The following is a 15,769-nucleotide window of genomic DNA, read 5'->3' on the forward strand; positions in this document are numbered from 1 at the left end:
TTTTGCCTAAAAAACCTTCTATAAAATACCAAACAGTTAATACTAATCAACTTGCGTTTTATTAATCGAACTCAGGTTACAAAATTAAAAAAAGTCAGAAGAATTAATCTCTCCTGACTTTTTTAAATTGGATAATTTTTTATTTATCTAATAACCAATTTAGAGTGATATACTTTATTATCACTAGTAATTGCTTTAACCATGTATAGTCCTGAAACAAACTGTTTGTTATTTGTAATTTTAAGATTTCCGTTTACACTTGAACCTTGATAAACGGTTTTTCCTAAGGTATTGTAAATAATAACCTCTGCTTGTTCAATATTGTTTAATGAAATTGTAAATACGTCTTTAGCTGGGTTAGGGTATACTTTTATTGATGAAGTATTAAATTCTGTATCAGAAATACTTAGTGCATTATCAACTAAAATAAGTTGCCAATTACTTCTATCGTCATTTGCTGTAGCAATAGCATGAGTTACTGTTCCGTCTTCATTATAATACAAAAATCTTCCAGAAGTTCTAGACTCAAATCTATACGTATCATCTGTTTCGTTGTAATAGATTGTCCAAGTTTTATCTGTATCTGCAGCTGGTGCAGCTTTATTGGTACTTACTATGAAGTAAGGTTTATTTCCACCATCAAAGCCTGAACCTGGAGCTCTAAGTATTCCAAAAGTTTCACTATCTATATTGTAATATTCCCCACTTTGTACAAAAGACCAATGGGTATTTGTTGCTTCTACTGAGTCACTCATTGTTACAGGAGTAGCAGCTGCTCCTGAATCTGTTAAAAACGTTCCTGTAGCAACATTTTTTATACTAAATACTTTGTCTTTTAAACCTAAATCATCTGATTGATTTGCATCATCTACTATTTCTTTTTTCTCATATGTAGTATTTGCCCATCTAATTTGTGCTCTTCCACCATGAACTCGATAAGCACCATATCTAATACCAGATTCTAAAGCTCTTTCTGGTTCTGGAATATTCCAATTAAAAACTTTTCCGCCAATAATAGCATCAGCATAATGAATCTTTTTTGTTGGATCATTTGGATCTGCTCTAAAACCTACCTCTAATTCAATATCTGTAGCTTCATTTTTTTTGATATTTGTTAAAAAAATAATTTGTCTTCCAGCTCCTGCACCTCCTCTAAAACTAATTTGCTCTCTAACAATGTTAAAAGATACCTGTACTCTATCTCCATTAGCATTTGTTCCAAAAACAGGTTCTGCTCTATACAAACAAATTGCTGGATCTGCAGAACCTCCACCTCCTGAATGTTTTCCTTTAGCTTGCATAATGTAACTACCATGCCTACCATTAGAAGGGCTGTAGGCAGCTTCTAATATTCTAACTGTACCTTTAAACCTGGCATAACTACCTACACCTCTAGTTTTAGATCTAGATAAGGAGCGTTCTATTCTAGGTTGTAAAGTATTTGTATCTTGGTTGTTAGAACCTGCTGTTATGTTGTAGATTCCCCAAACAGTATCGTCTATAGTTACCTCTTTGTAGTTTGCATAACAACTTCTATCGTCTATTGTACCAACATTAACTGCATTTGGTAAATCTGCTGATGTTCTTGTAGCATTTGCTCCTTCTGGGTTACATGTTGTATAAGACCCTGTATCTTCATCTATTGCAGTATCTTGTGCAGTAATAACTAGTGAAAAGAAGGTAAAAACAAGAGATAATAAAAATTTAAATGTTGTTTTATTCATAATTGAATTTTAATTTTAATAATCCTATTTTGTTTAAATGTTAAATTTTAAAGCTTGGTTATTTTATAATTAATTTAGAGTAATATGCTTTATTTTTATCTGAAAGTACTTTAACTAGATAAACACCCTTTTTAAATTGGTTACTTTTTACTTCTAAAAGATTAGTTGTTGTTGTGTTTTTATAAACACGTTTCCCTAAAACGTTATAGATTTCTATGTTTTTTGTATTTTCGATATTCTGAAATGACATAACAAATTTCTCTTTAGCTGGGTTTGGGCGAATGTTCATTTTTGGTACAGTAAGTTCTAATTCTAAAGTGCTTAATGTTTGGCTTGTAGATATGGCTTTCCACTTACTTCTTTCATCTGTTTCTTCTGCAGCAATATTAGTTACATTACCTTCTGCATTATAGTATAAGTACCTTTGATTATCTTTCGATTCGAATCTAAATGTATCTTCTGATTCATTATAATGAATTTTCCAAATTTTATCTGAATCATTTGCAGGTGATTCTTTAGCTGTACTTACTACAAAGAAAGGTTTATTTCCACCATCAAAACCAGAACCTGGAGCTCTTAGTATTCCAAAAGTTTCACTATCAATATTAAAGTATTCGCCTGTTTTAACAAACATCCAATGCGTATTTGTTTCTTCTCCAGAATCACTCATAGATACAGGAACTGCGCTTCCACCTGAATCTTTTAAAAACTTTCCTGTAGCAACATTTTGTAATCTGTAAGCACCAAATGTTAAATCTGATTTATCTATTGCTATAACTTCTACCGTGTTTTCTGAAGATGTAATACTTTCTCCATTTGTTTTATAAGCAACAGCTTTTATTGTAAAAGTACCTGTTGTAGTTGGTGTCCAATCTAATAAAAAGGGTTTTGTTGTATCCTCTTCCAACAAAGTATCATCAACCATAAAGGCTACTTTTGTAATTTCTCCTTCGTCTGCAGTTGCGTTTGCAAATAATTGAATGTTTTCTCCTTCTCTAAAGCTTTGATTGTTTGTTGGTGTAACTAAATTTACGGCAAAAGGTTGTGGCCCAGTAACTATATTTAAATCTATAATTTGTAAATAAATTGGCTGCGTATCATCTTTATCCGCAGGATTATTTTCTAATAAATAATAATACAATTTACCATCTGATATATACACTTGGCCTTTTCTAAAACGCTTGCCAGATGTTGCTTCATAAACTCTTGTAAAAAGATTTGTACCTCCAGGAGCTTGTTCTACAAAAGGTCTTCCAGAAGAATTTAAACCAATAATATATACATTACCTCCTGCTGAATATAAAGTTTCTGCACCAGAAAAATCTGTTGAAGTTATAAATTCTGTAGCACCTGCTGGCTTATAGGTATGCACTTGTTTTGTAACATTATTTTCATTGTCTTTAACTCTACCAATAAAATGTACATCTTCGTTATCTGTAACTGTCCAATCAAAACCTTGTACCATATACACTTGATTCAACGCAGTTGTTTCAACCAAATCTCCAGGTTCAGAAATTTTAATTAAATCTGATTTTGCCATTGGTCTTGTAAAGCCAGTTCCTTCGTGATCTTTCCATTGTGTTAATCCACTTGGATCATCAGAATACGCGTAGTAGAAACCGTTTTGGTATTGATATTTATCATTTCTAACATTAGCTCTTTGTTGAAAACCAATTCTTATTTTTCCATTTAAATATTTAATATCTCCATATAAACCCCAATTATATGGACTACCATGGCTAGATGCGCCTGTTCTATTAAAATCTGTGTAACCTTCCCAGTCATTACCATCATATTTAGCAAATAAAAACTTACCATTTTCTGAAAAACCAAACCTATTTTTCATGAACAAATCGCCTTCATCATTTGTAAAAAAAGCTGGATACGTAAGTAGTTTCGTAGTATTATCGTCTGTAATTCCTGGAAACCTTAAATGTTTATAATTATTATTAGGAGACTGTACAAATAAATCAATAGTAAACTGATCATCTGGAACTGTTGCTGCATTTGGTGTAGTGTAAGAATACCTTAAATAATCATTTGCAAATGCTGCAATTCTACCATTTCTGTGCATATCATACACCATATGTATGGTTCCGTTTTTTGGAGAAATACCAACAGCAATGGTATTATGAGTTTCACCAATCCACCATCTTCCATTATAACCTGTGTGCTGATGAGGAAATTCAATTGTTTTTTGCACTCCAGTTTTTTGGTTATATCGCGTCAACATTACATGACGATCTTCTTTTCCACCTCTATACCAAGTAAGAAAAACATAATCTCCAAAAACTTTTATACAATCTCCATGAGGCGTTAATGCCGCTCCATAAACATAATCAAACCCTGTTGCTGAGTTTGTAGTGGTATTTAAAGCAACTCTATCACCATCAAAGTACATCACTTTATCTGTAATAAATATTTCTTTTTCTAAAGTTACTTGAGCAACTGCTTTAAAGGTAATTAACAACATTAAAGCAAAAAATATAGTTTTAAAGGTAATTTTGTTCATAAATAAGTTCCTTATTATTAAAGTCCTCAAAATTACACTTTTGCGCATAAAATTGCATCCTGAGCTATCCTGACAAAATTACCCTAAATATATATTAAATTAACACTTTACAGATTAATTTTCAATTTTACAGGACCTATTAAACCGGCGTTTTCCAACTCAGTTTCATTCTTTTTTGGACCTGCTGTAGTCCAGGTTTTCTTAGCATTTTTAGGTCTTTTATTATCAAAAATTAATTGATTTCTCCAAGTGTTGGTTACTTTTATTTCTAATTTATTTTCTCCAACTTGAGTTTCATTACTAATATCAAACACAAAAGGTGGTGCCCATTTTACACCTACTTTTTTTCCATTACACCAAACCTCTGCAATATTTGCAACTTCACCCAAATCTAAAACTGTTTTTTTACCTATTTCTTTAACTTCAATAGTTTTGGTGTATGTTGTTGTTCCTGAATAATGTTTAACGGCATCATTTTCTAATGCTGTTAACGATTTTAATTGGTTTATTTTCATAGATTCTGGAGTATCCCATCCTTTATCAAAAGATAAATTCCAATTATTTTGAAGTGATTTTTCCTTAACATCAACAGTTATTTTGGTGTGTGGTACATTCTTATGAAAAACATAATCTCCAGAGATTGAAGCTGTAAAATCGTCGCCCTTCCAAGATAATTTAGGATAATCTTTTGTTTTATAAATTTGATACCACCCTGTCTTTGTATCTAAAACTGTATTATCTTTTAATGTGATTTTTGACACTATTGATTTTTTATCACTTTTAGAAAACACTATAATTTTACTTCCGCTTGCGGGTAAAGTAACGGCGACATTAGTTCTGTTATTTTCAGATTTCCAAACCTTGGCAGTCTGTTGGTTTCCTGTAAAAGCATCCCAAATCTGAGGCGATAAATTATCAATTCTAAAACTTAGAGAAACAGCTATAGGATTTTCTTCTTTTGAGGCTACAAAATAAATATGTGCCTCTTTGGTTTCTCTATGAATCCAATTGATATTTACATTTTCTGATGTAATTACATCTTTTGCTATTTTTTCGGCTGCTAAAACTTCTTTAAGTGTTTTACCCCAATATACTTTTCCTTTTCCTGTATTTTTCACTCCACTTTTAGTGTTGTCCCATAATTCATCAGCAATTAATTGCAATTCTTTTAAATCGTTTTCATCATCCATTAAACTTGGTGAGTCTTTAGGCTTATCACCCAAAATAACTGCGCCATTAACAACCAATTCTTTTATTTTTTTTAGCGTTGAAAGCAATATTTTCTCTGAATTTCTTAAAGTAATTACTTTATAATTTCCACCGTTTTCAACGTGAATTTGCCCATTTTTTACACTTAATTTTTCTTGTAAAATTTCTTCGTTTAAATAATCAAATCTATATCCTTTAGGAAACGCATCTAAATCAAACGGCGGTCTCTCAAACTCATCTCCATAATACCTCAAAACGTCTGCTACAAATTCTCCTTGTTGCAATATGTATTGATTTCTAGATAAATACGCTATCCAATCTGGCATGTATTTCCACCAAGTTTGTTTACGTACAAAAGGAAAACCAATACTACCACCAAAACTAGATCCTGGAAAAACATCTGTTTGTGGTGTATGCGAAAACGTGTGAAACACCAAATGATTTACGCCTTTTGCAAAATTATAATCAATTAAATATTTTACAGAAAACGGATGCTCGTTCCATTTTACGCCAACTTGCGTACAAGCTTCTGCGGCTAATTTAGGTTTGTTGTACAAATGCGCAGCAGAAGCAGCATTATAAATTGGTTTTGCATATTCATTCTGTGCAGACGGTGCTTTGGGATACCAAAACTCTGTCATTGGTATATCACTTACTCCATAATAACGCATAGGATCTATTGGTAAAACCTCACCACCTGCACCTTCTGTATACACTTCTGCACCCATTTTGTTTGCCACTGTTGCAAAATGTTTGAAAAAATTATCTATAAAAACATCGTCCATTGTTTGGCGTAAATCTCGCAAAAATTTGGTTGTTGTTTCCTTACTTTCTACAATATAACCTATTGTTGCTGGCAAGTATTTTTTCATACTATAGCCTCTTCTATTTTCAAATTCGTTAAATAAATCTTCAGAATTTATTGTCCAAGTTGGTACATGACTTTCCCAACTATCAATAAGTAAACCTTGCAATTTTCCATCTGCAATTGGCCCACCAGATTTTATCAAATCACCAATCATTCCGTTTTTTAAGTGATTTTCTATGGCAATTTTATCTAACTTACTAGATTCCCAACCCGTTGCTTCTGGTACTGCAGGTTTGTTGGTTAATCGCATATTGATATGCCCAAACCTTACAATTGTCCAATTTCCTTTTGGAGCATTCCAAGTGAGTGTTCCATCTTTAGATAATTGGCTTGTTAAGTTGATGATTTGTTTTGCGTTAATAATTGTATTTGGAGCGTAATTATATTGTACATCTTCTTTTAAACGCCTTAAAACCTTTCCTGCCTTAGCCTCATGATTGTGTAACTTTGGTTTGGCACTTAATCTTATAGATTCTGGTGCAATTGTGTGTGCTCCTAAAAAAGTAAATTTAAAAACAGTTGCTGTAGTTTCTGGTAGCACTAAAGTTAAATATTTACGCCTGTCATTCCAATTTGCGTCTGGTATTTTTATGGTTGTAATCTCTTTAAATTTATTCTCAATTTTGGCTTCAACTTTAATAGAAGCATTAATTTGAGGATAATTTGTACCCATAATAAAATGACGAATTTGAGGTAAAACGATAGAACGTAAAGTTACAGGTGTATCAAAGCTTGTTTTTACCCACGTGTGTTGATTTTTTACTTTTGCAATTCCTGATTTTCTATACTCCTTTAGTGGTTTGTCTAAACGTGTTGTTTTTCTGGTAACAATTAATTTTGAAGCTGGATTAAAAATAGCCGTCCAAGGAATTTTGTTATTGTTTGTTTCTATTTTTGATGGATTAAAGGGCTCTAAATCATCACCTTTTAAGGTAGGAAACGCCAAAACTTGAATATCTTTATAATCGTAGTCTGGTGTATGGTATAAAGAATCAATTTTTAAATTTTTAACCAATTCTTTTCCTCCAGAAATATGGTATGTAGTTTCTACAACTTCTCTTTGTGCTTCTGCTGCAGGCACCCAAGGACCACCCGTCATAGACCAACCTGGGCAATTTTGCATGGTAAATTTTAAACCTAGTCGTTTGCATTCATCTGCAGTAAAACGAATCATATCTTCCCATTCTGGAGATAAAATTTTAATAGGTTTTACGTTTGGAAACGCACGACCTGCTTTGTTAAACAAATGAATTCCTTGCAAACCAGCATCTTTTATGGCTTGCAAATCTAGTTTTAAACCTTCTTTACTTATATTATTACCATTTAAATGAAACCAAGTTTCTGGATGGTATTCTTTTGATGGAGCTATAAAGTTTTTGGATAATTCCTTTAAATCTAGACTATAAGTTTTATAGGCAGTATTTGTATCTTTAGTTTGACAAGAAAAAACAATTAATGTTAAAAAAAACAGGATAATTTTACACTTCATTTGGCATATTTTTAGAAATTAAATTAAGTTGTTTTCTTACAGACGAGCATCCTGTCGTATCAGGTAAAAAAATACAATAAAAATTAAATAAATGCGTTTAACAACTAATACATCCTCTTGCATTCTGCATAAAAATTTTAAGATTGATTGCGAATTAATAAATTGACTTATTAACTAAAGTTAAAAAGATTGATTGAATACGCGTGATCTCATAAAAAACTCTTAAAGTCAGCATTCATCAGGATAGTTTAGTAAAACAAATCATTTAATTTTAAAAATATTTTAAGAATTATGAAGAAAACAAAATTAAATTTTAAACTAGGAACAATTAAAGCTTTAGTTGTTTTTACCACCATTTTTGCTTGTACAAGTGAAGAAGATGGCGGACCAGAAGGTATATCTCTTGAAGACTTTGAAATCATAGAACAAGAACCAGTAGTTATAGCTGCTGATGAAGATACAGGATCTTATACCATTTGTAACGATGATGGCGCAAATGCGACCAGAACAGACGGCGATATAGCAAATCCTGTTAATGTAGGAACAATTGATGATAGAAGTTGTTATGCTAATTACAAAGAAAGCACCATTGATGGCGTTACTTGGGGCATATACAATATTACTGATGGTTCTAATAACCAAGATGCAGCAAACACATTGCAACCTAGAATTGAACGTGCATTACCTGTTGCTAAAAGCACTAATCCAGGTACTTATGTTAGATTTAAAGGAGATTTTAGAATCCTTGAAACTGCAGATGGAGGAACTTTTAGTAGAAATGGTTCTTACATAGCGCAAGCTAAAGGTCAACATACTGGTGGAGGTGGTTCTGCAGATCCTGCTATTTGTTTATATAGAGCACACCCTATTTACGGAACAGGTATTAATGCAGACAAACAAATTGCGTTTGATATTTATGCAGAACGTATTTTAGTGCGTGGTGGATCTGGAAGTGGTAGAGAAGTTGTGCTACTTAAACGTGTAAATAAGAACGAGATAACTTCTTTTGAACTAGAGGTAGGTTTTAAAGCAGATCCAAGTGATTCTTCTAAAAAAATACATTATTGTAATGCTATAATTGGAGGTGAAGCCTTTAATTGGAATATTCCTGAGCCTGAAAGAGGAACGCAATCTAAAATTAGATATGGTGCATATCGTGTTCCAGGTGGTAGAGCACAAATTAGATGGGCAAATACCTCCCATGTAAAAGTAGAGAAATAAAGACTCTAATTTTATAAGAAATTAACTTCAACTTTTTTAGGAAAGTTTATGATATTAAAAAGCTAGTAAATCTTATTTACTGGCTTTTTTTTATATAAATAATGTTTACAGATTAATATTATGCTGAATATTAGATGCTGATAAACTTTTTGAAAAACATACTTTATTAGCCATAAAAAAATTAAGCAATTAAGAACATTTAAGAGCGAAATTGATGCTTTATAATATCGTAGCAACAAAACAACACAACGTTTTTTAAAGGCAATACTATGAAAGGAAAATCGACGAGTTAATGTAGTGCTTCTGCGCAAACACCACCTAATCGATAAATAATAAACTACCCTTATTCTTTTATCTAAACAAAAGAGTTATGAACCGCAGAGAAAATAAAATTAAAAAAGATTTATTGGATAATATTCTTTGTTGTAAAGAGTAGATATCTCTAATGAATTACAAAAGCAACTATGTATAAAGGATTTTCAATCAATTAACAAAAAAAAGCCATAACTAAAATAATCAATCAAAAGTTGATGATATTTTAGGCACAGCTTTATGCAACTATTTTTAAAAATTCTTAATTTACATTTAATGTTTATTTTTTTTCTATAAAACTTTCTTGGTAATTTCTCCAATTACGTTAAATCAATCCAGTTTATAGGCTACTGAAATAAATTGTTTATCTATATAATTAAATACAGTTTAATTAATTGGTACTAAAGCTCCATATACTTCCTATTGTAACGCCTTCTTTACTATCTTTTACTACAATTTTAAAGTAATATGTTGTTCCTGCTGATAGACCTGAAGCCTGAAACGTAGTATTAGATTGATTTTCTGACACCTTTGTAGTTGGGTTTTCATTAGTATCTAAATAAACATCAAAGGTTAATGGATCTTCATCTGCATCACTAGCAGACCAACTTAAGGTGGTGCTTGTTCCAGAAATTGTACTATTTAAAACTGGTAAAACCAATTCAGGAATAAATGGTAAATGATTAGACTCACCTTCTCCTTCAGTTAAAAACTGACTTGTAATAGAAAAATCACTTTCCGCATTTTTACTATCTATTGCTTTTACTCTCCAGAAAAAAGACAATCCTTTATCTAAAGTAATTATTGTAGAAGTAACGTTTGTAACAGATTTATTTTCTATAATAGAAGAAAAGTTTGCATCTGACGCTATTTCTAGTCTATATCTTAAAGTTTCTCCTTCTGGGTCTGTAGATGCATTCCATTGAAAATTTATTGCATTGTCTATACAAAGCGTGTTGTTAAGCGGAAATATTTTTGATGGAACTGTGGGCGCTTTATTTTCTGTTTCTGGCTCAGGACCAGGTCCTTCCTCTTTACTACAAGATAAACTTAACAAAAGCGTAAATACTAAATATAAATAGATATGTTTCTTCATTTTAATTTTTTATAAGTTTTAAAAATACAGGTTTCTCAATGTTCATTTTAACAATATACACACCACTTGGCCTATTACTAATATCTACGCTTAGTTTACCGTTGATAACTGTATATGCTCTTTTTTCAATTAATTGTGATCTTATATTGTAAATTTCTACATCAACATTTTTTAAACTACTTGACACAAATATTTCGAAATTTCCTTTAGAAGGATTTGGGTATGCCGTAATATTTTCTAGTAAATCAATAGTTTTTGATAATACTCCTTGACAAGCGCTTTTAGTTTTAATTTCTATTTGATCTCCATCTGCAACATTTATAGAAAAATCTTTAAGTTGTGTTTCAAAAAGAACCACTCCATTTTTAATAACAGTAAATGGTGCAACACCCTCTGTAATAGAAATTTTTGCAGAGTTTTCTTTACCTACTGAAATTTTACCAGCTAAATTTGCGCCTGCTGCAATGGTAAATTCATATAGTTGTGGAGCATCTTGTCCTTGTGTTGTAATAGACAAGCTATAAGTTCCAGGTGATAAATTTTCAATAGTAGTGTTATTTTCAAAATTATATTCTTCACCATTAAGCATTGCTGTATAATTACCGCTAGTTGCTGCAGTAATATTAATAATACCATTACTTTTATCTACACAAGTTTCTCCTATTGATTCTACTGTAAAAATATTTGCTGGAACTGGTCCATTATATGCAAAGTCTAAAGTTGTCTCTTGAAAAGCTTTTCCATCAGCATCTCCATTTAAGGTTTCATCTAAAAAGGTTAACTGTGCCCCTTCTCCAATATACAAAGAAACATCTGTAGTTGTTGCTTTAGGTTGAGATCTTACTACTGCAAAGCGCCCAGTAAATGTAATATCATAAGCCTCTAAAGTTAACGTTTCTTGGTTGGTATCATTAGCAATAATAACATCTCTTATATCTTGGTTATTTACATTTGACAAAACCTCTAAACCTACAACTTTACCTGCATTGTATATTAATTTTGATGACACTATTGTACTTTGAGCATTGCCAGATGGTTCATAAAGTGTTACAAAAGGCTCATTCCATGCTTCTCCGTATTTTCTTGCTATAAATAGTTGGGTGTCTTTGTTAGCATACCCATTACTTACTTCTTTTGTTGGCGGAGCTAAAGCAGCTGTATATTCTCTACTAATACCACCAGGAACACTAACGTGTAAATAATCATCGGTAGCTTGTAAATCAAATCTTGCAGTAATATCGCTACTTACTGCAGTAGATGTTTTTGCATCAGAATACCATCTCCAACCTGGTTGTTTTCTATCATCTCCAACATCATTTTGAAAACGCTGTGGAGTATCTGTTAAATCTAATAGATTATTATTTGCTTTGATTTGCATTACATCTCCTAAACCATGAAATATATAATCATGAAAATTATTTGAAGTATTAGAAAAAGATCGAAAAACATCTACATAATAACCTGTTGTTGGGCTTGTACGTATAATACCGTTTGTTCTTTGTTGATCTACATTATTAATATTATCATCTAAAAACTGAGTAGCAAAACTAAAATTTTCTGCAATTGATGGTGCTTTTACTTTAGGCTCACTTGCTTCTAAAATAAGAGGGTCTGTAATATTTTGCCATGTACTATTACCATTTATTTTAGGACCTCTACCAGAAGAACCGTTAACAATTATAGTATTGTGTGCAGCATAAGAAACTGCATATTGTTCATGAATATCTGAACCAAAAGCATCTGCACCATAATCTGGCCCAATTACATAACCTGCTCCATAAATTTCCAAATCTATTCCTCCTGCATGGGTATGTACATAGGTTCCTCCATGAGTATAATACATTAAACCATTTTGCTCATCATCTACTCCAGAAAGGTTGCGTTGCATTACTACTCCTGCGTGTGTTGCTTGTACAGTTCTGTATTTTGGTTCTCCAGCATTACTTACAGAAGCATCTATATTAACACCCCATAATAGTTGTAAAGGGTTGTTCCACTCTAAACGTTGATTTTCTATTACTGGGTTGTAACCACCTTCTTCGCTATAAATTTTCTGGAGCGTTGTAGCTGCTCTCTCTTTTAACGCTGCATATTCTTTTCTGTCTGCAATTTCTAAAATACTTCTAAATATATGCGCATGGTCTGTAAAAGTTCTACCAATATCTCCATAAGCCATTGTTAAACCACTAGGATATAAAAAGTTTTCGTAAATAAAAATGCTTTCTATTATGTCTTGATTATCTTCTACTATGTTAAGTTCTGGTTTATACCTGTCTACTATATTCATAATTTGAATAAACAAAGCATGGGTAAATTTACCATAACCGGCAGATTCTGGCCACAAACGTTCTACTTCTGTAAATTCTCCTAACATCCAATTGATACCTGGTTGATTACTATTGGCAGCACCATTCATTAATAAATTAAAATACGCCTCTCTTTTCGCATCATCTTGCATACACATTACACTGTATAAAGCACCAGGCAATTCTAAAACAGGATGATTAGAACCATTACCTCCAACTTTTATTACATTCTCTGTCATTACTTCCAATGCTTTTTGGGCATCTTCAAAATTAAAAGAAACTTGACCATTAGATGCTAAATCATAAACTGTTGTACCTTCTTTAGAAAGAAAAGGTTCTACAAAATCATAGATCATAGCAACTCTTGTAAATAATTCTCTACATTGAATTAAGTGATTAAAGTTTGGCGAATAAAACTCAATAGTAAGTGGATTTTTATCTTTAAGTAATTTTACATATTGATGTAAAATATCTGAGGCAATTTGCGCATATTTTTCATCATCTGTTAAATAGTAGAGCATTGCAGATTCTGCACCAATGTTAAGCTTATTTCTATGTATAGTTCTGTTTCCTGGTATTGCAGGTATTCCAGAAATTTCTGAAGAAGGATTGTTCCTATGATTATTTGCAATAGTACTGTTACCATTTTGCAGTTGAGAAAACAAACTACTAGCCCAACTATGGTTAGCAATATTATCTAAAATATCTTGCTTGTCTGAAGGGGATACCCAAATATGTGGATGGGTTAAAGATTGTGTTCCTGCACCTCCCGTTTCTCCTGAAGTATTTAGCAAATCTTTAAATTCTATATTATCAAAAGAAAAAGTTCCTAAACCAGAACGAGATGTTGCCTGAATTTTGAAACCTGTAATATCTGCTTTAGGTGATTCTATATTTCTTAATGAAAAATTATCAATAGCTTTTGTTGTACCCACCCAAACTTGCATTCTTCCCGTTGGAATGGTTGTTGAATTTCCATCTGGAGCATCAAAATTTTGACTGCTGCCAGAGTTATTTATAATGAATGTAATGGTTTGTTTTCCTGTAAAAAAACCAGAACTTGGCGCGCCATTAATATTATCTACTGTGGTTACTCTAAATTCGTTAGAGCCGTCTTTACCAAGTATTCCAAAACGACTGGCAAATGAAGAGTTAGTACCAAATGAAGCATTTGAAAAAGAATTTCCAATAAAAACACTAAATAAAGGGTTTTGTGTACCTGATTGATAATTTTCCAACTCAAAATCAAACTGAAACTGCACCAAAGTTGGATTTTCAGAAAAATTGAAATTTCTGTACGCAAACATTGTAGCTGTATTGGTTCTTTCAAATTGTAAAGCCCCATTAGTTATGGTAGTAGTTAAACCAGTTTGCCCTTGAGTTAAACCGTTGAACTCTCCAATACTTGGAACAGTACTTACATAATCTGAAACAGCTGTAGAACCTTCAAAATCTTGAATAAATACTTGCGCTTGAAATAAGCTTGGAAGTGTTATTAGTAATATAATAATAATTTTTTTCATCGATCTTATTTTATGGACTTTAAAGATAAACCCTAAAGCGTGTGAGCACGTCATGCACTGTCCTGCTATAAACTGTTAAAATATAAGTTTAATTTTAGTCGATAAAAATAAAAAACCTTTCAATAAAATTTATTGAAAGGTTGTTAAATGGTATAATTATAGTTTGCTTATGTAAGTTTTAAAGCCGCTTTTTACAAATCACTTTCTTGTTATGATGTTTTCACAGCAATTGCAAACATTCTCTTTAAAATTTATGTTAATATACTGATTATCAATATTATTCTTAAATCTCTTACTAAATATTAATTTAAAAAATAGAATACCCCAACACAATAGATAAGGATTCAACATCTGTAAACCAAGTTGCTTCACTAACATTAGTCAAAGTGTTTCGTGTTGGTAAATACCTCAATTCTAAACTGAAACGTTCTTTATATTTACAGCCAATACCTAATGCCGTATTAAAGGTATTATCTACTTCTGTTGAAAACGGAATACGATTTTGTATATCTAATTTAGTACCAAAGTTTATGTCATAAATAATTAGAGCATTCACAAAAAACTTTAAGTCTTTTTTATTGAGATACATATAATGTCTTAAACCAAAATTGACTTCAAGTGACCTTTGGCTAATACTTGCAGTTTCTATATCTGCACTAAACTGATGATAGGTGGGTTCTAAAAGCAACGCCCATTTGTTATTATTAAACCCTAAAATAAATTCTGCTTCTAAACCTAGTCTAAATGACGTCAAATTTTTACCGAAATCAAATTGTCTGCTACCATTTGGATTATTCAAAACAAGTGATGACATTCTTACACCTGGTCTTATGTTTAAATTAAATGAATCTTCATTTTTTTTCTTTTTTTGATAATTAATAAATTCTGAATTGCTGCACTTATTATATTTAATAAAAAATTTAATTAAGTCTGATTTTTTATAATCTATTTTCTTAAAACTATTCATTGAAACACCATCGCACTTTAAAGCAATCCATAATTGTCTTCTAAATTCATTGTTATTCGCCACAGCACTTCCACCATCTGTTAAATAGCTTTTATATACCAGTTGCTTAACTTCAGCAGCTTTTTTATTAAAAAAATATCTTACAAAACCTTTTTCTTCATAATAATAAAGGGTTGCATTACCTTCTATTAATACTTTTAAAAATAAACTTTCGTTGTTAAAAATTGGGTTTACATTAAAATCCAATTCATCTACTTTTTTGCTAGATCTATCTATATCTACCTTACGTCTTACATATTTAAATGTGTTTACAACTCCAAATTCTTTAACAGAATTAATGGTTAACGTTTTCTTTTCTGAATTTTGTTCGATTTTATATTTAAATTCGGTGGGATTATTTAACCAATCTTCATTTTTTATAAAACAATTAATCTTTTCATTGGAGTTGTTTATAAAATATCCTTTAACAAATGATGTTTGAGCAAAGACATTTATGGTAAAAATAAATGCGAAAAATACTGTGAATTGTTTTGTCATTTTTT

The 15,769-nt window shown here is 31.4% G+C and carries 7 protein-coding genes; 1 reads left to right on the forward strand and 6 read right to left on the reverse strand.

Translation table 11 applies throughout. The annotated features are described in order from the left end of the window. Nucleotides 1-143 precede the first annotated feature (143 nt). The 3 genes from Q0762_RS12120 to Q0762_RS12130 all read right to left on the reverse strand — a co-directional run bounded on the left by Q0762_RS12120 (nt 144) and on the right by Q0762_RS12130 (nt 7,802). On the reverse strand, nt 144-1,724 hold the full coding sequence (locus tag Q0762_RS12120) for a T9SS type A sorting domain-containing protein (RefSeq protein WP_298767167.1): 1,581 nt from the start codon (nt 1,722-1,724) through the stop codon (nt 144-146). A 58-nt stretch (nt 1,725-1,782) separates the two neighbouring features. Next, nucleotides 1,783-4,236: a BNR-4 repeat-containing protein gene (locus Q0762_RS12125; protein WP_298767168.1), complete on the reverse strand. Its 2,454-nt coding sequence runs from the start codon at nt 4,234-4,236 to the stop codon at nt 1,783-1,785. Nucleotides 4,237-4,343: 107 nt separating this feature from the next. Next, the gene (locus tag Q0762_RS12130; protein WP_298767169.1) at nt 4,344-7,802 is read right to left on the reverse strand and encodes a glycosyl hydrolase; all 3,459 of its coding nucleotides are present in this window, start codon (nt 7,800-7,802) and stop codon (nt 4,344-4,346) included. Between the two features lie 291 nt (nt 7,803-8,093). Between Q0762_RS12130 and Q0762_RS12135 the strand changes: the two genes are divergently transcribed. Then, nucleotides 8,094-9,023 carry a hypothetical protein gene (locus tag Q0762_RS12135; RefSeq protein ID WP_298767170.1) on the forward strand — a complete coding sequence of 310 codons (930 nt, stop codon included), beginning with the start codon at nt 8,094-8,096 and terminating at the stop codon, nt 9,021-9,023. Nucleotides 9,024-9,726: 703 nt separating this feature from the next. Here Q0762_RS12135 and Q0762_RS12140 read toward each other — a convergent pair. From Q0762_RS12140 to Q0762_RS12150, 3 genes are all read right to left on the reverse strand, one after another. Next, a complete protein-coding gene (locus tag Q0762_RS12140; protein ID WP_298767171.1) occupies nt 9,727-10,431 on the reverse strand; it encodes a fibronectin type III domain-containing protein in 705 nt (234 codons plus the stop codon). A 1-nt stretch (nt 10,432) separates the two neighbouring features. Beyond that, complete coding sequence (locus tag Q0762_RS12145) at nt 10,433-14,260, reverse strand: T9SS type A sorting domain-containing protein (protein ID WP_298767172.1); 3,828 nt, start codon at nt 14,258-14,260, stop codon at nt 10,433-10,435. A gap of 307 nt (nt 14,261-14,567) precedes the next feature. Continuing rightward, entirely contained in the window at nt 14,568-15,764 is a 1,197-nt protein-coding gene (locus Q0762_RS12150) for a tRNA modification GTPase (RefSeq protein ID WP_298767173.1), read from the reverse strand. Nucleotides 15,765-15,769: the final 5 nt, after the last annotated feature.

Origin of the sequence: uncultured Polaribacter sp. (assembly GCF_947495205.1) — a bacterium.
Classification (GTDB): Bacteria; Bacteroidota; Bacteroidia; order Flavobacteriales; family Flavobacteriaceae; genus Polaribacter.

What these genes read in the sequence shown, in the direction of transcription:
- Q0762_RS12120 (WP_298767167.1), bottom strand. Translation starts at nt 1,724, where the DNA reads ATGAATAAAACAACATTTAAATTTTTATTATCTCTTGTTTTTACCTTC.
- Q0762_RS12125 (WP_298767168.1), bottom strand. Translation starts at nt 4,236, where the DNA reads ATGAACAAAATTACCTTTAAAACTATATTTTTTGCTTTAATGTTGTTA.
- Q0762_RS12130 (WP_298767169.1), bottom strand. Translation starts at nt 7,802, where the DNA reads ATGAAGTGTAAAATTATCCTGTTTTTTTTAACATTAATTGTTTTTTCT.
- Q0762_RS12135 (WP_298767170.1), top strand. Translation starts at nt 8,094, where the DNA reads ATGAAGAAAACAAAATTAAATTTTAAACTAGGAACAATTAAAGCTTTA.
- Q0762_RS12145 (WP_298767172.1), bottom strand. Translation starts at nt 14,260, where the DNA reads ATGAAAAAAATTATTATTATATTACTAATAACACTTCCAAGCTTATTT.
- Q0762_RS12140 (WP_298767171.1), bottom strand. Translation starts at nt 10,431, where the DNA reads ATGAAGAAACATATCTATTTATATTTAGTATTTACGCTTTTGTTAAGT.
- Q0762_RS12150 (WP_298767173.1), bottom strand. Translation starts at nt 15,764, where the DNA reads ATGACAAAACAATTCACAGTATTTTTCGCATTTATTTTTACCATAAAT.